At 43.0% G+C, this 19,587-nt stretch carries 24 protein-coding genes and 1 riboswitch; of the genes, 8 read left to right on the top strand and 16 right to left on the bottom strand.

The features are described 5' to 3' along the window. Positions 1–759 precede the first annotated feature (759 nt). Complete coding sequence (locus tag Q0541_RS30195; protein WP_298919881.1) at positions 760–918, bottom strand: hypothetical protein; 159 nt, start codon at positions 916–918, stop codon at positions 760–762. 116 nt (positions 919–1,034) lie between these two features. Between Q0541_RS30195 and Q0541_RS30190 the strand changes: the two genes are divergently transcribed. Beyond that, entirely contained in the window at positions 1,035–1,280 is a 246-nt protein-coding gene (locus tag Q0541_RS30190; protein ID WP_298919879.1) for a hypothetical protein, read from the top strand. Then, the gene (locus Q0541_RS30185; RefSeq protein ID WP_298919877.1) at positions 1,261–1,542 is read left to right on the top strand and encodes a hypothetical protein; all 282 of its coding nucleotides are present in this window, start codon (positions 1,261–1,263) and stop codon (positions 1,540–1,542) included. The genes Q0541_RS30190 and Q0541_RS30185 overlap by 20 nt, the downstream gene beginning before the upstream one ends. A 205-nt stretch (positions 1,543–1,747) precedes the next feature. On the opposite strand, the gene Q0541_RS30180 is transcribed toward Q0541_RS30185, so the two are convergent. After that, the gene (locus Q0541_RS30180) at positions 1,748–2,965 is read right to left on the bottom strand and encodes a glycosyltransferase family 4 protein (protein WP_298919875.1); all 1,218 of its coding nucleotides are present in this window, start codon (positions 2,963–2,965) and stop codon (positions 1,748–1,750) included. 163 nt (positions 2,966–3,128) lie between these two features. Beyond that, positions 3,129–3,578 (bottom strand): DUF1636 domain-containing protein, encoded by a 450-nt coding sequence (locus Q0541_RS30175; RefSeq protein WP_298919873.1) that lies wholly within the window; start codon positions 3,576–3,578, stop codon positions 3,129–3,131. Between Q0541_RS30175 and Q0541_RS30170 the strand changes: the two genes are divergently transcribed. Then, on the top strand, positions 3,577–3,789 hold the full coding sequence (locus Q0541_RS30170) for a hypothetical protein (protein ID WP_298919871.1): 213 nt from the start codon (positions 3,577–3,579) through the stop codon (positions 3,787–3,789). The two genes, Q0541_RS30175 and Q0541_RS30170, sit on opposite strands and share 2 nt — an antisense overlap. A 160-nt stretch (positions 3,790–3,949) precedes the next feature. Here the strand turns inward: Q0541_RS30170 and Q0541_RS30165 are convergent, their stop codons facing one another. The 7 genes from Q0541_RS30165 to Q0541_RS30135 form a co-directional block, all read right to left on the bottom strand. Then, on the bottom strand, positions 3,950–5,167 hold the full coding sequence (locus Q0541_RS30165) for a hypothetical protein (protein WP_298919869.1): 1,218 nt from the start codon (positions 5,165–5,167) through the stop codon (positions 3,950–3,952). A gap of 38 nt (positions 5,168–5,205) precedes the next feature. Further along, positions 5,206–5,397, bottom strand: a complete 192-nt coding sequence (locus tag Q0541_RS30160) for a CbtB-domain containing protein (RefSeq protein WP_298919867.1) — start codon at positions 5,395–5,397, stop codon at positions 5,206–5,208. 18 nt (positions 5,398–5,415) lie between these two features. Next, positions 5,416–5,606, bottom strand: a riboswitch (cobalamin riboswitch). Positions 5,607–5,689: 83 nt separating this feature from the next. Beyond that, on the bottom strand, positions 5,690–6,166 hold the full coding sequence (locus Q0541_RS30155; RefSeq protein ID WP_298919866.1) for a heme-binding protein: 477 nt from the start codon (positions 6,164–6,166) through the stop codon (positions 5,690–5,692). Between the two features lie 364 nt (positions 6,167–6,530). Beyond that, entirely contained in the window at positions 6,531–7,163 is a 633-nt protein-coding gene (locus tag Q0541_RS30150) for a response regulator transcription factor (protein ID WP_298919865.1), read from the bottom strand. Next, entirely contained in the window at positions 7,160–7,996 is an 837-nt protein-coding gene (locus Q0541_RS30145; RefSeq protein ID WP_298919864.1) for a trypsin-like peptidase domain-containing protein, read from the bottom strand. The genes Q0541_RS30150 and Q0541_RS30145 overlap by 4 nt, the downstream gene beginning before the upstream one ends. 456 nt (positions 7,997–8,452) lie before the next feature. Next, positions 8,453–9,364 (bottom strand): trypsin-like peptidase domain-containing protein, encoded by a 912-nt coding sequence (locus Q0541_RS30140; RefSeq protein WP_298919863.1) that lies wholly within the window; start codon positions 9,362–9,364, stop codon positions 8,453–8,455. Positions 9,365–9,761: 397 nt separating this feature from the next. After that, positions 9,762–10,604 (bottom strand): hypothetical protein, encoded by an 843-nt coding sequence (locus tag Q0541_RS30135; protein ID WP_298919861.1) that lies wholly within the window; start codon positions 10,602–10,604, stop codon positions 9,762–9,764. A gap of 102 nt (positions 10,605–10,706) precedes the next feature. Between Q0541_RS30135 and Q0541_RS30130 the strand changes: the two genes are divergently transcribed. Both Q0541_RS30130 and Q0541_RS30125 read left to right on the top strand, forming a co-directional pair. Further along, positions 10,707–11,576, top strand: a complete 870-nt coding sequence (locus Q0541_RS30130; protein WP_298919858.1) for a uroporphyrinogen-III synthase — start codon at positions 10,707–10,709, stop codon at positions 11,574–11,576. A gap of 103 nt (positions 11,577–11,679) precedes the next feature. Next, positions 11,680–11,979 carry a ferredoxin gene (locus Q0541_RS30125; protein WP_298919856.1) on the top strand — a complete coding sequence of 100 codons (300 nt, stop codon included), beginning with the start codon at positions 11,680–11,682 and terminating at the stop codon, positions 11,977–11,979. A gap of 322 nt (positions 11,980–12,301) precedes the next feature. Here Q0541_RS30125 and Q0541_RS30120 read toward each other — a convergent pair whose 3' ends face one another. Then, the gene (locus Q0541_RS30120) at positions 12,302–12,439 is read right to left on the bottom strand and encodes a hypothetical protein (RefSeq protein WP_298919962.1); all 138 of its coding nucleotides are present in this window, start codon (positions 12,437–12,439) and stop codon (positions 12,302–12,304) included. Between the two features lie 113 nt (positions 12,440–12,552). Beyond that, positions 12,553–12,966 (bottom strand): Hsp20/alpha crystallin family protein, encoded by a 414-nt coding sequence (locus Q0541_RS30115; protein ID WP_298919854.1) that lies wholly within the window; start codon positions 12,964–12,966, stop codon positions 12,553–12,555. Positions 12,967–13,413: 447 nt separating this feature from the next. Here Q0541_RS30115 and Q0541_RS30110 point away from each other — a divergent pair, with 447 nt between their 5' ends. Beyond that, a complete protein-coding gene (locus tag Q0541_RS30110) occupies positions 13,414–13,731 on the top strand; it encodes a multidrug efflux SMR transporter (protein ID WP_298919852.1) in 318 nt (105 codons plus the stop codon). Between the two features lie 166 nt (positions 13,732–13,897). Here the strand turns inward: Q0541_RS30110 and Q0541_RS30105 are convergent, their stop codons facing one another. Together Q0541_RS30105 and Q0541_RS30100 are read right to left on the bottom strand one after the other, a co-directional pair. After that, positions 13,898–14,317, bottom strand: coding sequence for a hypothetical protein (locus tag Q0541_RS30105; protein ID WP_298919850.1), 420 nt, complete (start codon positions 14,315–14,317; stop codon positions 13,898–13,900). 244 nt (positions 14,318–14,561) lie between these two features. Then, a complete protein-coding gene (locus tag Q0541_RS30100; protein ID WP_298919848.1) occupies positions 14,562–15,185 on the bottom strand; it encodes a 4Fe-4S single cluster domain-containing protein in 624 nt (207 codons plus the stop codon). Positions 15,186–15,378: 193 nt separating this feature from the next. Here Q0541_RS30100 and Q0541_RS30095 point away from each other — a divergent pair, with 193 nt between their 5' ends. Both Q0541_RS30095 and Q0541_RS30090 read left to right on the top strand, forming a co-directional pair. Next, the gene (locus Q0541_RS30095; protein ID WP_298919847.1) at positions 15,379–16,572 is read left to right on the top strand and encodes an NAD(P)/FAD-dependent oxidoreductase; all 1,194 of its coding nucleotides are present in this window, start codon (positions 15,379–15,381) and stop codon (positions 16,570–16,572) included. 458 nt (positions 16,573–17,030) lie between these two features. Continuing rightward, the gene (locus Q0541_RS30090) at positions 17,031–17,678 is read left to right on the top strand and encodes an HAD family hydrolase (protein WP_298919845.1); all 648 of its coding nucleotides are present in this window, start codon (positions 17,031–17,033) and stop codon (positions 17,676–17,678) included. A gap of 68 nt (positions 17,679–17,746) precedes the next feature. Here Q0541_RS30090 and Q0541_RS30085 read toward each other — a convergent pair whose 3' ends face one another. After that, positions 17,747–19,006 (bottom strand): hypothetical protein, encoded by a 1,260-nt coding sequence (locus Q0541_RS30085; RefSeq protein WP_298919843.1) that lies wholly within the window; start codon positions 19,004–19,006, stop codon positions 17,747–17,749. A 377-nt stretch (positions 19,007–19,383) separates the two neighbouring features. Beyond that, entirely contained in the window at positions 19,384–19,542 is a 159-nt protein-coding gene (locus Q0541_RS30080; protein ID WP_298919839.1) for a hypothetical protein, read from the bottom strand. Positions 19,543–19,587 lie beyond the last annotated feature (45 nt).

Below are 19,587 nucleotides of genomic sequence, written 5' to 3'. Positions count from 1 at the left end.
AATAATATATACCTTTGTAGTTTTACGGTTCAAATATATTTGAACGTTGTAATATTTGCATATTACAACGTTCCGAATTATAAAATTTTGATGAAATATACCTAAACATAATTAATCTTATTTTATATATGTAGTGAAAGAAAAATGCATAAAGATTCAGGTTTCTCAAAAATTTGTTATTGTGTCGGAAATATTGAGAAGCAATAAAATTGTGATCTATGCACTATACAAAATAATCGTCTTATGTATCAACGTAAATAGGTTGTTTTAGCCTTTTGCTAAGGGACTTCCAGTTAAAAAAACGTCCCATCCCTGCGGGACGCTCCGCGAACGTAGGGGCGCAAGGCCAAGATCCCCTACAAATGTACAAATAATTTTGGATAATTTATTTTTTCTCAGTCCCCAATCACCTTTTATTCGTTGCATAGATGTAGCCCAACCCATGTATGGCTAAAAGGTAATTGAAAAATTTAACTAGAAGCCTTGAAAACCACATCTACTATTTTGGCTTCTGTGTCAATGCGTCAGCCAGAGGCAGTTCTTGGCAAAGGCGAGGCAGAACAGCGCTCAAATATCAAAAGATTTCGCCCCTAATGGCGGCGGCTCGTATCGAAAATCCTTTTTCTCCGTTATCCCCTTGCTTCTTTTTCTCAAGTGGCGTCCCCAACAAGATGAATCAAGTCTCTTAATTCTGGGTGCGATCTGTTGACATCTATATTTATACGGCTTATTATTTATTAGGCATTTGTACTCAATTTTTTAGAGCGATCGCTTGTCTTCTCTAGCAGAGGTTGCGCCAACGACACACTGCGCGTAGCAAAATCCCCAAAGAGTTACGCCAACTTCTTCTGGTGCAGCGATCGCACCCAGATCGAAATTGTCTAGCTCTGTGCCTAGTTTACATAATTTTGGATACATTACCGCAAATGCGCTGATAGTTTATTTTGCCCTCTTCATAAATTCCGCAAAAACACCGTTACGCTATTTGTACTTGTGATCAAAACTTAGAGCATCCAGTTTATTAGGGCGTGTTTATGACCAACCCTGTAACGACGGTTATCCAAGTCAATCTGGAGATGGCTCTAGAAGTAGCTCAAGAGTTGGAGCTTGCTCCAGACACTGAACTCAGTACTTATTGTTTAGAGATTTTACAAGAGATAGGATGTCCTAGTACTGAACTCCCAGTTAACTTACAAACTCGCGATCAGCAGCTAAACTTTATCACAGGCTTTGCATCTTATGCATTTGGGGAGGTACAAAGTGTACAAAGCATTAATTGAAGATATCTTCCATGATCCAGAAAAAGCAGAAGAAACTACTTTTCCCGCTACAGATAAAGATTTGTTAATTTTGACCGAAAAATTTTTAGGGTTTGAAATTCCTTCAAAGGTTTTCTTGCAAGCTATAGCCATTGCTGATTACGACGGTGCTGCTGCTTTTCGTTACGTTGATAATTATTTGACTACCCTCAAAAATAAGAATAAACCTAAGCATAAGAAATTACTTGTGTTAGGAGCTTCGACTCGGTTTGACAATAATTGACGTGCTTCTTCACGAGCTAACCCTGAACCAATACAATTTAGATAAGATAATTTGCACAACTGAAGTAGAGACGTTGCAATCCGACGTCTCTACACACATTTGTCCCACACCGACAAAAAAGAACAATTAGAATTTATCTAGAAGCTAGTGGTGGCATCTTTATTAGACTAAGCACTTTTATCTGTGTGCTAATTACGAATTAATATTACTCTCTCCTCAGACAAACTTGTTCATAGCTTTTACCAGCGATATCCCAAGTGAATTCTGTTTCTACCAGTTGTCTGCCGTTGTGAGACAATTGCGATCGCAGATGTGGATGCTCAAATAGTTGACTAATAGCGGTGACGTACTCTGCCGGTTTATTCGCTCGTAATGCCCGTAAAGAATCACTAGCAACATCTACGGCTAATCCTTCTAAGCCGCGATCGCTTGCCACTATGGGTACACCAGCTGCCATTGCCTCTAAAGTTTTATTTTTAATCCCAAACCCAGTTCGCATGGGTACAACGCAGATGGTGGCTTGATGTAAATATTCTACCATCGAAGGTACACGCCCAATCACATTAATTCCTGGTTTTTGATCAAGTTCTAAAACTTCTGGGACTGGATGAGAACCGACAATATCGAAAGTTGTATCAGGATAAAGTTTTTGGATTTCGGGCAAGACTTCGTTGCTGAAAAAGCAGACAGCATCAATGTTTGCCAAATTATCCATTGCACCGATAAAAATTAAGCGGTGTCCTCCTAGATCGGTGCTACGGTTCGGGAAAGAAACTAAATCTACGCCATTGGGAATAACTGTAATTTCACTATTGCGATTAAACTCTTGTAGTTGAATTTTATCTTCTTCTGTTGTCACTACAATTGCCGAAAATTTAGCACAGTAGCTTTGCTCATAACGACGCAAAAGTGGCAAATTAATTTTGTCTCTGAGGGAATTTTCCGAAATACCTGTTGCTAATTGGTTGCGACAAGTTGCGTAAACAGAACTATGAATATTAACTATAGTTTTTAGCTGTTTCTGAAAATGCGATGGTACATAAATTTCATTGACGCTATGTTCGCAGGTAATCACATCACATTTTCCCGCTTCCACCCAGTTATCAACCCACGTTTGCATCTCAATTGAGTAGCGATTGAGTACGCTTGGCGGTGTCCCTTGTTCCAAAAATCTACTAAATCGCTGTATTTTCTTCAATATTCCGGTGGTTCCAGAATCTGGCGGACGTTCAAAAACGGCTAGATGATCCACACAATCGCGTAATCCTGCTACTTCTGCGTCTGTCACATCGCTTTCGCGTTGAGTTGCGAGGGTAACAGTATGGCGTTGACTCAGGTATTTAAGTAAATTAAATGTCCTTACTTGAGTTCCCCCGCGCGTTGGTGGGTAGGGAAAGGTGGAAGATAGCATTAAAATGTTCATAAAAGTGATGAATCAAATGTGATACATACACCATGACCTCATAGAAGGCTATATGTCACGTCGCTTTTCTACCAGACGCGCAAGGGACGCTCCGAATTCAAAATACAGGCATTACAATCGCCATAAATACCACCCACCAAATCGCCGACAAGACGATTCATGATCAGGGAAAATGATTTGCAATGTCCGCTTTTGAAAGTTCCGTCGGCATAGGTGGAATCCGGGCGATCGCTCCGGCTCTGAGAAGTTCCGGGCGCTTGGCGTAGGGGAGTAAACCATCCGGCTTGGCGTGATACTGACTAGCACACTCAAGTACAGCAGTTGCTGTCTTCTCTACACGTTCAGCATCAGCAGGTAGATCGCCGAATAAGTAGGTGTGTTTGTTAAAACAGACGAAAGCAATTGCACAAGCCTGCTCACAAACACCCATACATTCAACAGGTTGAATCGAAAACTCGTCTTGCAACACCCAGTCATCATATAGGGTTTGTAATTTCTCTAGCAGCAGTTCACCGTCGCTTTTAGCAACATACTGTTTTGTCTGATCACTACTTCCACAAATTGTGCAGACGAATATAATGTGTTGATGATTCATGTGTCTATAAAAATTCATGTCGAACACTCAATGGTATCCGACATGGATTTTAGGCAATCAGCCTGTTTGGTTATTGGGCAAAGAAACTAAGTACAGCATTTCATTAATTCGTAGCGAATTAAATTTAGCAATACCCTGCAATGCCAATGCGTCGGGATACATTGTTAATGCGTTGGCTGCATTGTTAATGCATCGGGATACATTGTTAATGTGTTGGCTGCATTGTTAATGCGTCGGGATACATTGTTAATGCGTCGGCTTGCCTTGTTAATGCATCTCAATGCAATGCCAATGCATTTCAAGGGAATGTTAATGTATTCCCCTGCATTAAAAACGCTACGCTTTTGGGCAAAACTGTTTGATATAGCAATAACGCCCTTTGACATTGACTAAGAAACACTACGCTTCCAAGTCATCCCACTACGCGGAGTCTGCCGATGTCGCAGCCACAGTCCCAGCAGCAAACCAATTACCACAATTCCGGTGAAGTAAGTCAGCGAAATCAACCGCACAGACATCGGCGGAGCGACACCTTCGACTGGAATATTCTCTGCAACTTGGAATGGCTGAAATTGCCGGGTTGCGTTTGCAAGCGGTGCAACCTCGACAAGAATACTATGGGGGGCACCGTCAAAGAATTCCTGCTCCCACGCCAATTTTCCGTTGCTGTCTGGAGTCCCCTGATAAGCAAACGCCACCCAATTATTTTCGAGTTGGGTAGTTGTTACCTTCAACACTACATCTGTCACAGGTTGGTTGGTTTTGGGATCACTAACGCTGACCTGCAATTTGGCAGATTGACCCACCGTTGCACTCTGGTCACCCGATAGTTGCATATAAAGTCCTTGAGACTGCAATTTGGCGGGCTTACTAGAGGGCGGAACTTCTTCTCCCATGCCTGGCATCGACATATGATGGTGCGATTCGGCAAATTCCGCGCTGATGTTGACCCAGAGGAGTGCAGCGATCGCTACCACAATCAATCCACTCAACAACAATCGCACCTGTTGCGGGGCAATTTCTCCCGGTTGAATCGCTTGTCTACCCCCAATCACCCAACCTCCCAGTAGTCCAACTGCCAGCAAAATCACAACCAGGATGCCAAAGTAGCGATACTTTAAGGGATTTTCAGGCAACGTCAGCGTCAGCTTCTGCTGAATCGGCTCAAACGCATTGGCAACGAGCGGAGTAACTGCTACCTGGAGTTGATACGTTCCCCGGATCGGCAGGGTTTGTTGAACCTGCAATTGACCTGTAGGTGCATTGCCCTCAATGTCCAGCAACTTTGTCCCCTCGACGATCGGAAAATCTGTTGTGAACCAGGGGTTTTTAGGATTGGTAAACAATTGCAAGTGGATTTTGGCATCCTTTAAAGATTGCCCTTGAGCATCTACGGCTTGCAGCATCAGCTGCACTGGCGGATTGTAGTGCCCTGATCCCAACACTGTGGTGGCTTCAGCCTCAAGGGGTCGAACCTGATTAATCGGTGGATTTGTTGTTAGCCGCACTGATGGTTGAGGGGATTGGGAAAGTCCGATCCAACCATACAGGACGATTCCGATCATGCAAATCGCACCGATCAGCTTAGACCACTTGAGTTTTTTCATTTGATTTCTTCACTCCTGCTAATCATTGACTCAATCAACTAATGGCAACTGACCATCAGTGTGTGGTGACGCAGAGTATGAGTCGTGTCATGGATCACAGGGGATGTAGTGAAATAAACTGTCCACAGAGTCAAAGAACACAGTGCGACATAGAGCGCTGATTGTACAGGTACTGATAGCACCCGACCGGCAACTTGTTGCTGAACTGAACTAGAAGATTGAACCGTCATTTTGTACCTCGCAGATCAGACGATATTAATTGATTCGGCAGGCATTCTGACTTCTCCAGTCAGCAGTGAGCAGTAAACAGTAAATAACTGAAAACAGATGACTGATAGCTGAAGTTTACAGTTGCGGGACAGCGGTAGAGTTTCACTACACTTTCCCTGTTTTTTCTCACGGGGTAGCACCCGTCAGAACCGATTCGTGGAGTTAGCATACACGAACATGTAATATCTTACAAGAGTTTATAACAAATATTTCAGTAAATCGAAAACTTTTTTTTTCAAGAGCGTAATGGTATTAGAAAGCTGTGACAGCTGCCTCAGCTACAGCTTGATCCTGTTCACCGCTACCACCACTAACTCCGATCGCACCAACTATCTGCTGATTACGTTGAAGTGGTATACCCCCGGCAAAGATTATGATTCTTCCTCCATTTGAGGCGTGAATACCATAAAATTGTTTTCCTGGTTGAGCATCCTCAGCAAGGGATTTGGTAGAGAGATCAAACGCACGAGCAGTAAATGCTTTGTTAATTGAGATATCGATACTTCCGATCCATGCACCATCCATCCGAATATGAGCAACAAGATTCCCGCCAGCATCAACAACCGCAAGATTCATTGGTTGTCCGATTGCACGAGCCTTCGCTTCTCCAGCCGCTAGTATTCGTCGTGCGTCATCCAAAGATACAGAAGGTTTGTCAGAAGTCATGGTAATTCTTTCAATCGGAGAAATGTGTGCGTTGAGGGGCGTGTCATCAATAAAGGATATCATGAGCAGAAATTCTCGGTGTACCCTTTGAAGACCGGGAAGACTTCAAGCGCTCCTTAGGAACGTGGATTAAATAAAATGCAAAACTTCATCCTCTATCTTACTTCCCTCTCCTTTACAAGGAGAGGGATTGAGGGTGAGGTAAGTCAGGGACATAAATTGTATGTTATTTAATTCTTATTCCTTATACCAATTCTGTATGAAGATGCGCCAAACGAAATGAGGAACGAACCGCAAAGGACGCAAAGAACACAAAGAAAGAAAGAAATAAGAAGCTAAGAAAATTTGGCGCAGCCTCACAAAGAAATGGTATTAGACGGGATCTTAGCTGATGAGCAATTGCATCCAACTTGATAATCACTACAGATCACAGCATAATCAAACCCAGTCGTACACCCACAGCAACAGCCTCAGTGCGGCTGGAGACACTGAGCTTTTGAAAAATGGATGAGAGATGAAATTTGACGGTATGCTCAGAAATGTGCAAGCGTTTAGCGATCGCTTTATTTCCCAACCCTGACCCAAGCATTCCTAAAACCTCTATCTCTCGTGGTGTCAAGGTTTGTACAGGATTCGCCACCACTTTTTCCCGGATAGACAGTAATTCTATAGCATCCGGGTGCAGCACCAGCAAACCAAAAGCGATCGCCTCCACAGCAGCGACAATTTCTGACTCTGTGCTACTACTGGGCAATATCCCCCGGATACCAGAACGTAATGCCGTCTCTAAATCAATGCTGTCGAGTTCCTCAATAATAACGATCATTGCTAATGGGTATTGCTCCTCTTGAATAAGCAGCAATTTTTCCCACACCGATTGTTGAAGATTGCTGCTCAAATCTACCAGCACCACATCTGGTTGTAATTGCCCAACTTCCCTTGCCAATACATCCAAATCGGATGCACTCCCCACAACCGTCAGCCGAGGATTGGTAGTTACCACAGCTGATAACCCTGCCCGGACTACAGGGGAAGTAGCAACTACCATCACTCGGATCATGTCGCCTCCACAGCAGTTTTCCCAGCTTGCACGGCAACATAAATCACGAATTGCTGCCCACCGCGTAGGAGTTGTAGCGGCACAGATCCCTGACTGTCACGCAGATATTTAGGTAAGTCATTCATGCTAGTGAATAATTGCCCCGAAACTCCAATTAAAACATCGCCGATTTGCACACCAGCAGTTTCCGCCACACTGCCAGGTAAAATTGACAACACCAATAAACCCAAGCTACGCCGATTTAAAAGCACAGGTTGCAGTGTGACTCCCAGTTGCGGACGACTATTGCCCTGTAAAAAACGCTCAACGGTGTTGCTGGGAACTGCCACAGCCAAACCATTAACAATCATGGTGTTAATTCCCACAACAAGGCCTTGACAGTCGGCAAGTGGCCCCCCAGAATTTCCAGGATATAGCCGCAAATCGGCCATAACAGCCCGCGGATTATTTGCATAGATAATGCCAGTTGTCACAGCACCACTATCAGCAAACGGATTACCCACCGCCACAACTAATTCACCCACTCGTAGCGCCTCAGAATTGCCAATGGTTGCAGCAGTTAAATCAGTGGCGACAATTTTCAGGGCTGCTAAATCTTGCTGTGGATCAAATTGTGTACGCACCGCATCAAATACTCTTCCATCTGCCAATTCCACAGTTGCGCGGTTGCTAGTTGCCACATGGGCATTAGTGATAATTAGTCCGTCAGGTTGCCAAATTACACCGGAACCGACTCCCAAAGAGCCGCTTTTCACTTTGACAGTGCGATCGCGTAGTTTAGCAGCTACCTCTGTCAATTCAGCAGCGATGTTAGTTAATGTTGTGTTTGCCATGTTATACAATCTTTGAGCATGTCAAAGTAGAATCAGTGAACTGACAATAGTTTTTAGTCGGGTTGAGATAATTGAGAATGCTGCAAGATATCAGTCAACCTAACTTTGGAAAGCAAATTCTGACAGTTCCGAGTTGAAAGCTTGAACGTTCGACCAAAAAGGTGGAAGTTCCGAGTTCAGAAGCTCAACGTTTGAGCAAAAAGGTGGAAGTTTCGAGTTGAGAAGCTCAACGTTCGAGCAAAAAGGTGGAAGTTCCCAGTTCAGAAACTTAACGTTCGAGCAAAAAGATGGAAGTTCCCAGTTCAGAAACTTAACGTTCGAGCAAAAAGGTGGAAGTTCCGAGTTCAAAGGCTCAACCTTCGAGCAAAAAGGTGGAAGTTCCGAGTTCAGAAGCTCAAATGAATAGAAAATTGAGAAAATCTTCACAGAGCTAGTTAAACCCATCCCAAATTGGGATTATTCCTCCTTAGTAGGTCGTTCGCCAACTGCGATCGCTAACTCAACTAACACCCCACCCCGGACAACTTGGACGTTGACAGCTTTACCAATGCGATCGCTACTATTGAGTAGCCCCAGCACATCACCTGTATCGCCCACAGTGACGCCATCGAACGTTACCAAAACATCGCCAAGCAGCACACCTGCATTGTCAGCAGGCCCAGAAGGCTCAACATTAACGACAATTACTCCAGTTGCAGAAGTTAAATTAAGAGCAGTTTTCAGGTTTTTTGGTAAACGTACAGGTTGCATTCCCACACCCAAGTAGCCCTTGGAAATGCGCCCTTTTGCTACTAATTGGTCAACCACGCGATCGACTGTAGCAGTGGGAATAGTTAGAGCAGTACCACGCCGCCCTGATGTATTCATTCCTACCACAAAACCCGCAGCATCTACGAGCGGCCCACCTGCAAAGCCAGAGTAAAGGCTGATATCTGGGCGGATGAATTGGTCAATATTCCCGCCATTCATACTCCGCCAACTACCGCTAACCATACTCACCGCACCCATCGCCGCCCTTAAGTCACCTTCGCTACCTCTTGCCAGTCCTAACACCAGATGACCAACTTTGAGCGTTTTGGCATCGCCAACTTTTGCTACAGGTATTTCGACATTTTCTAGTTTAAAAACAGCGATATCGGTGCTAGAGTCATGACCGACGAGTGTTACTGGTGCAGTGCTTCCATTTGATAGAGTGATGGTGATGTCGTCATAGCGCTGGAGGGACTCATCAGAGGTAACAATGATGCCATGACGCCAGTGAATGCCACTTGAGGAACGACGTGTACCCCCATTCACAGCAACCACAGCACTCCCAGTTTGTTCTACGGTGTCAGCTAAACTGTTGGACAGGTCTAGTAATGAAGACATAAGATTTTTGTGCAAACGTTCTTAGATATTCATATCGTGACGTTTACTCAACACAGATAGCATCGGAAAAATGGGGAGAATTCACCCTAGAAAAATGGCTAGGATTTATATAAGTTTTTTGGCGTTGTGAATCAAGATATAAACCGCGTCCACCTTGAAAATTGTAGTTCTTTCCGTATGAACAGAAAAAACCCTCATCCCCCAGCCGTTTCTGACAATATTGCCAGAAGCAAAGCCAAAAATAAGTCCCTCTCCCTACTTGGGAAAGGGATTTAGGGTGAGGGCAAAAACTACATTTCTCAACATAGATCAGGTTTAAATAATTTTGTGCAATACAAATGGATGAACGAAAATCTGCAAGGCATTATCGCTTTGAATCTACCGCTTTCACAAAGAGCTACTTTTTTGCCTTCAGCAAGACAGCCATCCCGTCATAATCGCCGGTCGTAATCTTTGGGTTATTCACGATCGCATTATCTAAGTTGAGATACCCGTTTATCTGGTACTCTGTTTTTATATTAATGTTCTTGGCAAAATCATCCCGCGCCTGATTGAAGGAGACGAACTGGTGCTTAATTTTTGAAAACGGCATCACTTTCTCACGGCTGAATGCGCCGATGAAAACATACGCCCCTTTGTAACGATAAGGTCCGAAGATCCTGCCATGATTATTGTTGAAGATATATAGCTCGTTTGAAAAAGCATGATCTTGAGTTTGCGGGACTTGTGCTTGAAGTTGCTCGTCGATGTATCCCCAATAACCACTTGAGTGCCCTTCACGACTGGGATAACCTGCTGCCGTACAAGCCGCGATCAGTCGATTCTTGGCTTCTTCGGGCGAATTTGCCACTGGATCGACAATGATGATATTGATCGGTTCCCTCAGGGTCTTCCCCTGGTAGATTTCACCTAACCAGTCAGCCGGTGTGAAATCTGGATTGAGCATCCATTTCCCGATTTCGGGGAGAACCGTGGGCTGTACCACCTCATCAGGCTTGGGTCGCAAGTTAGCAACAAGTTTTTCACTTATCGACTTACCAGTGTCAGTCTTTTGAGGGTTGGACGCTTGGTGGGCTGAGGCGATCCGGGAAGAGATAGCTACGGTGAGTACCAACAAAGAGGTAAACCCAAGCAAAGTAGTTTTTACGCCGATCACTGAAATAATGATGCCACCATGATTTCGTTTGTAAATAGGATCAGACGAGCGAGGCGATACAGTAGGGGCTTTTGGTTTTGACAAGTTAAAGAAGTTCATTGACGAATTAAAGAAGTTCGTTATTATGTTTAATCGATACGCGCTATAAATTGAGCAACGCCCATTCTAAGGTGGAATAGCAATGAAATGGAAGACGAACAAATGCACACCCAATCAACAGAAATCGACCTGCTCACTCCATCTAAAGAATTACCTCTATATGGCAAGAGAATTTTAGTCACAGCACCGAGAAATTATGCTTATAGGTTAGCTGAACAAATCATCAAACAAGGTGGTTTACCTGTTTTTATGCCTACTATCGAAACCTGCTATTTATCAAACTACACTAAGTTAGATGCCGCTCTGGGTCGCATAGAGGAATTTGATTGGATTGTCTTCACCAGTAGAAACGGTATCACTGCATTTTTTCAGCGGATGAATGATTTAGATATTCCCGTATCTGTGGTACAAAAATGTCAATTATGTGCTTTAGGAGAAGACGCAGAAAGCTTATCATCTTTTTGTGGCGAAGTGGATTTAATCCCAACAGAATCTAGCCCAGCCGGAATTGTAGCAGAACTAGCGAAACTACCAGAAATTCACAAGAAAAAAGTGCTGCTTCCGGCTCCAGAAGTTCTTGGTTTGCCTGAGCCTGATATTGTACCTAATTTAATTACGGATTTGCAGCAATTGGGCATAGAAGTAACTCGCGTACCCACATATATTACACAGGGTTTAGACACAAGTATCTATGGTGTTGAATTGAACCTGATGCGTCAAGGAATGATCGATGTAATTGCCTTTAGTAGCACGGCGGAAGTAGAAAGCTTTTTGACAATGGTCAACTCGCAAAGCGATTATGAACGTTGTATTATTGCATGTTTCGGCCCTTATACAACTGCCAATGCCCAAAAGTTGGGTATGAATGTCTCTACCGTGTCCAAGGATTATAGTTCATTTGAAGGATTTGCTGAAGCGATCGCAACATTTTTTACTCTCACTTCCAGTTCACACTAAGCGCTTGGTGATGTAGAGTAATCAACCACATTTAACTCTAGACTAGCTGCACATAAACCCGTAGTATCGAACATAGGGTTTAGATTTAGCTAGGAATTTTAACATGGCAACTTACAAGGTCACATTACGTACCCCAGATGGAGAAAAAACAATTGAAGTTCCTGATGATGAGTACATCCTAGAGATCGCTAACGAGGAAAATGGGCTGGACTTGCCCTATTCCTGTAACGCTGGTTCTTGCTCTACCTGCACCGGAAAGCTGATTTCAGGTACAGTTGACCAATCAGATCAGAACTTCTTAGATAACGATCAAATGGACGAGGGATGGGTTCTCACCTGCGTTGCCTATGCCACTTCTGACTGCGTTATCGAAACCAATCAAGAAGAAGCGCTTAAGGCTTAACTAAGAGATGTGGATTTAATAAAGAGCAAGTTTTGTTGGGTGCGTTAGAACATTCACCCTAGCGCACTTCAAATCTGAGGTGCTGTCGTACTCAAGGGCGATAACACACTCTACTAGATTTAAAATTTTGCACTTTCGTAATAAATCTGGATAGGCTGAGTAATTCACATTAAAAAGCGCTCTCCAAAAGGAGAGCGCTTTTTATTTAGTTTCATAGATAGTTAGCAGATATCAAGCGGAAATTAGCCAGATGATGCTAGTACCGCAAGGCGGAAGTCAAAAATCAAAAGTCAAAAGTCAAAAGTATTATGGAATAAGTTCTTTAGGGCTTTTCAATGGTCTGCTTATTTACGCCGTGCTGTACTAGATTAACTTTGACAACTTTATTCTTTTCTTCTTCAGCTTTGGGTAGCGTCAGGTTCAAGATGCCATCTTTATAATCTGCCGTGACCAGAAACAAAAAGGTACAAGCCCCTAAATTTATTTATGGAAAAATAAAAAATGTATTTCGAGATACGTAGTACAAGAAATACTACGTCAGTTGACTCAAGCCCCTAAATTTATTTATGGGGTTCAAAATTTTAACTTTTGACTTTTGACTTTTGACTTTTGACTTTTGACTTCCCCGTAGGGGTTGACGTTAGTATTTTGAATCCGAGCAGGTAAAGGAATTACACGTTGGAATTTACCATAATGGAATTCGCTTTTGATCACTCCTTTATCTTCAGATTTCGTTTCAGACTTTCGCTCACCACTAAGGTATACAGCATTTTCTGTAACTTGCAAATCCAGGTCTTTAGCTTCAATTCCTGGAAGTTCTAGTTTTAGATGAATTGCATCTTCAGTTTCTTTTAACTCAGCAGCGGGAACTCTGGATAAACCTCTATCCAAAAATGCAGTTGGCAAAGTATCTTCATCAAATAAGCGATTGATTTGGCGTTGTATTGTGTCAAATTCTTGCCAAGGGTTCCAACGGATTAATGTCATATCTCTACCTCGGGTAATCAGTATCTTTACTGTCCAAATAATTGAGGATTTGATTCCTTCCTTTGTTCCCATAGTATTGAAAAATAAAAGTGGTTTAAATTCGGTTTTTATCACCTGATTTAGGAAGATTCCCGAACCAAAAATTTCTTTAATAAAAAGTCCGGTAATTTCAAATAGTGTGTTTTCGATAAACTTTACAAAAGTAGACTTGAAATATAGCAACTCTATTTAAAACGTTGGTACAAGCGTTACCTGCACCCCTACTCTTAAAGTTTGTATGTGTAGCGTATCCTACAAATTTTTAGTATGTTCATGCGATTAATGATAATAATTTAACTTTTGACTTTTGACTTTTGACTTTTGACTTCTCTGAAAGGGTTGACCTCTTGTATTTTTTGAATTTCACAGAGATAATAAGAGATTCCTAACAAACTGCTGATAACAAATATGTCAACAAGTTGGATTTACCTTATTGCAGCAATTCTTTTTGAGGTTTCAGGCACAACTTGCATGAAGTTATCGCAAGGATTTACTAGAATCCTCCCTTCGATATTAATATTTGTCTTCTATGGACTTTGTTTTACTTTTTTGACCTTTGCTCTTAAGAGACTTGAAGTAAGTGTGGCTTATTCTGTCTGGGCTGGATTGGGAACTATCCTAATTGCTATCATTGGTATTATCTGTTTTCGTGAATCTGCCACATTCATCAAACTTATGTCAATCGCCTTAATAATCATCGGGGTAATTGGCATAAATGCAAGTTGATGGGGGATAGGAATTAGGCGGCTCATGTATCATCAGGTTTACTAAAACATCCCACTACAAAACCCACTTTAGTGCATGTGAAAGTTAAGTAGTGGGAAAGTTTTAACATATTCAATTCTTGGTGCTGGTCAGCCGCCACCAAACTTCACTGAGTTGGAGCTACTAGCTAGTAGCGATCGCGTTTCAAGTCGTAAATCACTTTCTCCAAATACCAGTCCAACGACCTCCCAGGATTCAGCTTTTGTTGGTGTTTGAGTAATCTGGTGGCAATGTTTCCGTTGCCAGAAAGTAAAGCAAGCAGTTCGTTTTGTAGATTTTTGCTTGCAGCACCTGGAAGATAGTCTACCTCTGGTGCATCTGACTGTAGTTCTGTCCTGTTGAGTTCTATCTGACTTTGTAATTGCAACTCTTTCTGGCGTGTTAGAGCAATTAGCTTCTCCAGTTCGGACTGCTTCTGGAGTAGTTCTTTCATTTGCTTGTCCAGTTGACGCTTTGTCTCCACTAATACGGCTTTTTTATTGTTTAGTTGGGACTGGATCTCGCGTACTTCTAGTAATTTTTTCTTTAAATCTGTTAAGGTTTGCATGAGATTGGATTGAGCCGGTTGTCAATCCACCATGCAGGAATTCTCCATTTAAAAGCATCGGAGAATCCCCGCATTTGTTTTTGAATTCGCTACCTGGGCGATAGTGGTATCACCCCTGATAAAGTTGCACTCTGGATCGGCGATACTGTTCAGATCGTCTTGCAACACTACTGTCATCCAGAAGTGGTTAACGCTGAATGCCCTGATTTTTAGCTGCTACTCAATTGCTACTTAAAAATTACTTTTAAGTCAACTCCAGCCCACCTTGATAGCCAGTAACAATGCGTCCACCATCCTTGAGAATGTGGACTTCTATCTGGTCGCTGGCCCAGGTAATCTGATCTTGGAAAGCCGGGTTTAATACACGAACTCGTTGATTGCTAGAAGAAACTGGAGAGTTGGGAGAATTAATTGCCAGAGATTGGACAAAAGGCCCGTCAATCAGGATATCGAGTTGTTCTAATAAAGCTTGGGAACCTGGCGGCGCAGATTGGGACTGTAGTTGCTTCAGAGTAAACCCAGAAAAAGACATTACATTTAACCCAGCAGCTTTTACCTGACGAGCTAAAGACGCCAGTGCAGTTGCTTGCCAAAAGGGTTCTCCACCAGAGAAGGTTACACCCGTGTTGCGGGGATTGCTGAGAATGTTCTCGGCAAGGGTCTCAACAGCAATCAATTGGTTGGCTTCAAATGACCAAGAGTCAGTATTAAAGCAGCCAGGACACTCACGAAGACAACCTTGTACCCAGACGACTGCACGACAACCAGGGCCATTAACTTCTGACTGATCAACGTAACCCATAATGTTGAGATAGCCAGAGGGAATTTCCATGAGTGCTAGCGATGGGTCAGTTGGCTTAATTTCCATCTCTTTAACTCCTTTTAGCCGTTGCCTGTTAACCGTTAACTATAGCGAATCCTCAATTAGATAACCGCGACAAGTGGACTAAAACTAATGACTAATCTCTCAAAAACTTTATGAGATTTTGAAAAGTCCGCTTTAACTGACTAGACTGAAGTTAGTTGCCCAGCTAGCATTAACCGTCCCATAGATATAATCGATGACTCAACAAACTTCTAGAATTTGTATCCTTGGCGGAGGCTTTGGTGGTCTGTACACAGCCTTGCGCTTAAGCCAGTTACCTTGGGAATCTACGCAAAAACCCGAAATTGTTCTGGTAGATCAAAGCGATCGCTTCCTATTTTCTCCTTTACTTTACGAATTACTCACTGGTGAACTGCAAACCTGGGAAATTGCCCCACCCTTTGAAGAACTTTTAGAAGGCACAGGAGTGCGTTTTTATCAAGGGCTTGTCTCTGGAATTGACATTGACCAGCAACGGGTAAATCTACATGAAGGGCCAGAAATCCCTTACGACCGATTGGTGCTGGCGCTAGGAGGTGAGACACCGTTAGATTTAGTCCCTGGTGCAACATCCTACGCCTACACATTCCGCACAATCTCTGATGCCTATCGTTTGGAAGAACGCCTGCGATTTTTAGAAGAATCCGATGCTGATAAAATTCGGGTAGCGATCGTTGGGGCTGGTTACAGTGGTGTAGAGTTAGCTTGTAAGTTAGCCGACAGACTAGGTGAAAGAGGACGCTTTCGGATCATTGAAATCGCTGACCAAATTTTGCGAACTTCCCCAGAGTTTAACCGGGAAGCAGCAAAAAAAGCTTTAGAAGCGCGTAGCGTATTTCTTGATTTAGAAACCAAAGTCGAATCAATAGAGCAAAATACCATTTCCCTAGAGTACAAAAACCAGTTAGACACAATTCCGGTGGATTTGGTAATTTGGACTGTGGGAACCAGGGTTGCGCCCGTAGTAAAATCTCTTCCTCTCAAGCAAAATCAGCGTGGTCAAATCAGCATTACATCCAATCTGCAAGTCCTTGATCATCCAGAAATCTTTGCCTTGGGAGATTTAGTAGACTGTCATGATGCTGAAGGACAGCAAGTCCCCGCCACCGCACAAGCGGCTTTCCAACAAGCTGATTATACTGCTTGGAATATCTGGGCAACTCTGACTAATCGCCCCCTCCTTCCCTTCCATTACCAACAGTTAGGAGAAATGATGGCACTAGGAATAGACAACGCCACTCTCACTGGTTTGGGAATTAAACTAGATGGACGCTTGGCATCCATCGCCCGGCGGATTGCCTATTTATATAGGTTGCCAACTTTAGACCATCAACTCAAAGTTGGTTTTAATTGGCTAGTCCGTCCGATCATAGAAACACTTTCTCGGTAACTTTAAGGTTGGGCATTGGTGAGCCAGTGCGTTGCGGAGGTTCCCGACGCTCGTGACGCTCGTGACGCTCGATGACTCGCTAACGCTGCGCTATCGCCTTTGGCGTCTCCCTTTGGGAGATGACTCGCTACCGCTTGGCTATCCGTTGTTCGCGTTGGCAAAGCCTCTCTAAGAGTTGCGTCTTTGAACAGGAGAAGCAACTGGCGTCATGGGGCAAAACAGTTTTGCTTTTTTGAGTTCCCAGTTCTGAGTAAAAAAGTGAGATTCCCCACTCAGCACGGGCTAAACCATAGCTATCCGCTAACAGCACTCCTGAGGGGCGTTGGTAAAAAACCAAGACGTTTACGATGATTTGCTTTATTTGCGCCAACCTACTTAGCAGATGTTAAACTGCTACCCACAGAAGCTCTCTAACAAGCCAAAATCTAAAATTCAACATTCAAAATCTTCAAACTTTGATGGAACAACCGAAAGTTATTTTTTTAGATGCTGTGGGCACACTCTTCGACGTTAAAGGCAGTGTGGGCGAAGTTTATGGTCAGATAGCCCAGGATTTTGGCGTTACAGTTTCAGCCGAAAGATTGAATACAGCCTTCATCAAAAGCTTTAAAGCCGCGCCGCCGCCGATATTTCTAGATGCAGAACTGCAAGATATTCCCCAGCGCGAGTTTGATTGGTGGCGGATAATTGCCTTGAACACTTTTGAAAGTGCTGGTGTTCTCAAGGAATTTTCTGACTTTTCAGCTTTTTTTAGCGAACTTTACATCCACTTTGGTACAGGCGAACCGTGGTTTATCTATCCCGATGTCTTACCAGCTTTGATCAACTGGCGGCGGTTGGGAGTTACTTTAGGGGTGCTGTCCAATTTTGATTCCCGGATTTACTCAGTATTGCAAAGTTTGGGATTGAAAGAGTTTTTTAGCTCCGTTACCATTTCTACCCAGGTACGTGCAGCTAAACCTGATCCTCAAATTTTTGCCATTGCCTTAAAGAAACATAAATGTTCTCCAGAGGCAGCATGGCATATTGGCGATAGCATTATAGAAGACTACCACGGAGCTAAAGCCGCTGGCCTCAGAGGCGTTTGGATCAACCGGGGGAAATGAGGGGATACTTTCAATTCAGCAACGCCAAATTTTTAAAGTGGAATCTCAGGGTGTATCAGTCAACAATTTCAAGCACATTTGTTTAAAAATTGTTTGGCAACAATTGGACTCCAAAGCACAAGCAACACAACTCCAGAACCTAAAATTAAGAACTGAATCTTGTTTGCAAGTCTTTGTTCGGTGTAGACGGAATTATTAACCTGCGTCCAGGGTACTAAAGTTTTGCCCCAAACCAAAAAATCATCAATTACTAGCAATAACCCCAAAGCATAGGACTTTTCCTCACCCCATACTAGCGGTAATCCCAAAATTTCAGTGATAGCGAGCGTACTCTCAAACAACTGAGTATCTTGATAAGCATGTGCTGGAGCAATGCTGACAATTGTACTGGTTGGGGCAATGCCAAAGATAAGTGGCCCAGAGTCAACATCTGCCTGGCCATCAGCGTTGAGGGGATACTCCCTCACGGGGAAAAAGCCTAAGACTGAGGGAACAAACTGTTTGCGAAACTGAGCATACTGCTGTTTTGCAAACTTTGAATCTAATTCTAGTAAAAACGGCAAAAGATAGACTTGACTAGTACCTCGTGTGCCAATCTTAATTTCACCAGTCACAGCGTCAATTTTGTGAGGAATTAAATTTGTTTGTGGGTCAAGATGCTGGCGAGTATAGCTAACCCAACGCTGAATTACTGGCTGATAATTACTATCAAACAATTCATCGTGTAAAGCTAAAGATGCTAAAGCTACGGTTTGGTCACAAGGCCAAGCTTGTCCGGGATAAGCATCAATGGTTACAGTGGGACTTTTTGTAAACGCCTGGGCTAACTCTTGAGATTGGGCACGAAATTGAGTAATATCTTGGAGCGATCGCTCTTTTGGTGACTGAATTTTTAATAGTCCACCCAACAACCGATTACTCCAACCTAAATAAAAGACGCCATTGGCAACTTGGGTATCTGCTGTAAAAGGTGCGCGTCCTTCGGGTGTATCTACTTGAGATAAAACCCAACGCACCTCTTGAATTGCTTGTTGGCGAAGAGGTTCGGACTTTGAAGACAGAGCAACATTCACCCAACTGTAACCATAGACTATATGGCTAAAAAACCATCCTTCTGGGAAAAACGCCTGCATCGTTTTTCCTTCACCTGCATTTAACCGTCGTTTGATGTTCTTTAATTGCATTAGTGCATCAGGACTAAGTTTTCCAGGTGTATAATCTTTGGCTGACACTGTTAACAGGCAAAAATTAACTCGGAGTACAAGTAAACTTATAGCAATAGTTAAGAAGACATAAGTCCAATAGCCAAATTTCTGCAATCTACTCATATTAATTATCTATAACAGGTTATTTATACTGTAATTTCTCAAACTGTCATGAGAAATAAGGGAGATGGTGAAGAGTTAGGGACTTCCAAGTAAAAAAAGATCCCATCCCTGCGGGACGCTACGCGAACGCTTTTATGACAGGGGAGCAGGGGGCACTTAGGAATAAGAATTAAATAACATATAATTTATGTCCCTGACTTACCTCACCCTCAATCCCTCTCCTTATAAAGGAGAGGGAAGCAAGATAGAGGATGAAGTTTTGCATTTTATTTAATCCACGTTCCTTAGCTGGGGGATGGAACATCGTTTTTATTCCAGAAATTGGATAATTTATTTTTTGGAGTTCCCTTAGAACTTGAAGCATTAAGTTCAAAGACTCATTCATCCACCTCAGAACTCCGTTCATCCACCTCAGAGACTCGTTCATCCACCTCAGAACTCCGTTCATCCACCTCAGAACTCCGTTCATCCACCTCAAAGACTCGTTTATCCAACTCAAAGACTCGATCATACACCTCAAAGACTCGTTCATCCACCTCAGATACTCATTAATCCACAGCAGAGACTCATTCATCCACATC

The organism is uncultured Nostoc sp., assembly GCF_937863485.1.
In the GTDB taxonomy this organism is placed as follows: Bacteria; Cyanobacteriota; Cyanobacteriia; order Cyanobacteriales; family Nostocaceae; genus Nostoc.
Note: the sequence above shows the minus strand (reverse complement) of the source record. Positions and strands in the feature narration are given on the sequence as shown.

Coding starts and splice junctions, on each gene's coding strand:
- Q0541_RS30160 (WP_298919867.1), bottom strand. CDS start 5,397: ATGACGGTTCAATCTTCTAGTTCAGTTCAGCAACAAGTTGCCGGTCGG.
- Q0541_RS30145 (WP_298919864.1), bottom strand. CDS start 7,996: ATGGCAAACACAACATTAACTAACATCGCTGCTGAATTGACAGAGGTA.
- Q0541_RS30105 (WP_298919850.1), bottom strand. CDS start 14,317: ATGCAAACCTTAACAGATTTAAAGAAAAAATTACTAGAAGTACGCGAG.
- Q0541_RS30085 (WP_298919843.1), bottom strand. CDS start 19,006: ATGAGTAGATTGCAGAAATTTGGCTATTGGACTTATGTCTTCTTAACT.
- Q0541_RS30180 (WP_298919875.1), bottom strand. CDS start 2,965: ATGAACATTTTAATGCTATCTTCCACCTTTCCCTACCCACCAACGCGC.
- Q0541_RS30165 (WP_298919869.1), bottom strand. CDS start 5,167: ATGAAAAAACTCAAGTGGTCTAAGCTGATCGGTGCGATTTGCATGATC.
- Q0541_RS30155 (WP_298919866.1), bottom strand. CDS start 6,166: ATGATATCCTTTATTGATGACACGCCCCTCAACGCACACATTTCTCCG.
- Q0541_RS30115 (WP_298919854.1), bottom strand. CDS start 12,966: ATGACATTAATCCGTTGGAACCCTTGGCAAGAATTTGACACAATACAA.
- Q0541_RS30130 (WP_298919858.1), top strand. CDS start 10,707: ATGGAAGACGAACAAATGCACACCCAATCAACAGAAATCGACCTGCTC.
- Q0541_RS30190 (WP_298919879.1), top strand. CDS start 1,035: ATGACCAACCCTGTAACGACGGTTATCCAAGTCAATCTGGAGATGGCT.
- Q0541_RS30175 (WP_298919873.1), bottom strand. CDS start 3,578: ATGAATTTTTATAGACACATGAATCATCAACACATTATATTCGTCTGC.
- Q0541_RS30100 (WP_298919848.1), bottom strand. CDS start 15,185: ATGGAAATTAAGCCAACTGACCCATCGCTAGCACTCATGGAAATTCCC.
- Q0541_RS30110 (WP_298919852.1), top strand. CDS start 13,414: ATGTCAACAAGTTGGATTTACCTTATTGCAGCAATTCTTTTTGAGGTT.
- Q0541_RS30090 (WP_298919845.1), top strand. CDS start 17,031: ATGGAACAACCGAAAGTTATTTTTTTAGATGCTGTGGGCACACTCTTC.
- Q0541_RS30150 (WP_298919865.1), bottom strand. CDS start 7,163: ATGATCCGAGTGATGGTAGTTGCTACTTCCCCTGTAGTCCGGGCAGGG.
- Q0541_RS30140 (WP_298919863.1), bottom strand. CDS start 9,364: ATGTCTTCATTACTAGACCTGTCCAACAGTTTAGCTGACACCGTAGAA.
- Q0541_RS30170 (WP_298919871.1), top strand. CDS start 3,577: ATGTCGAACACTCAATGGTATCCGACATGGATTTTAGGCAATCAGCCT.
- Q0541_RS30195 (WP_298919881.1), bottom strand. CDS start 918: ATGTATCCAAAATTATGTAAACTAGGCACAGAGCTAGACAATTTCGAT.
- Q0541_RS30125 (WP_298919856.1), top strand. CDS start 11,680: ATGGCAACTTACAAGGTCACATTACGTACCCCAGATGGAGAAAAAACA.
- Q0541_RS30095 (WP_298919847.1), top strand. CDS start 15,379: ATGACTCAACAAACTTCTAGAATTTGTATCCTTGGCGGAGGCTTTGGT.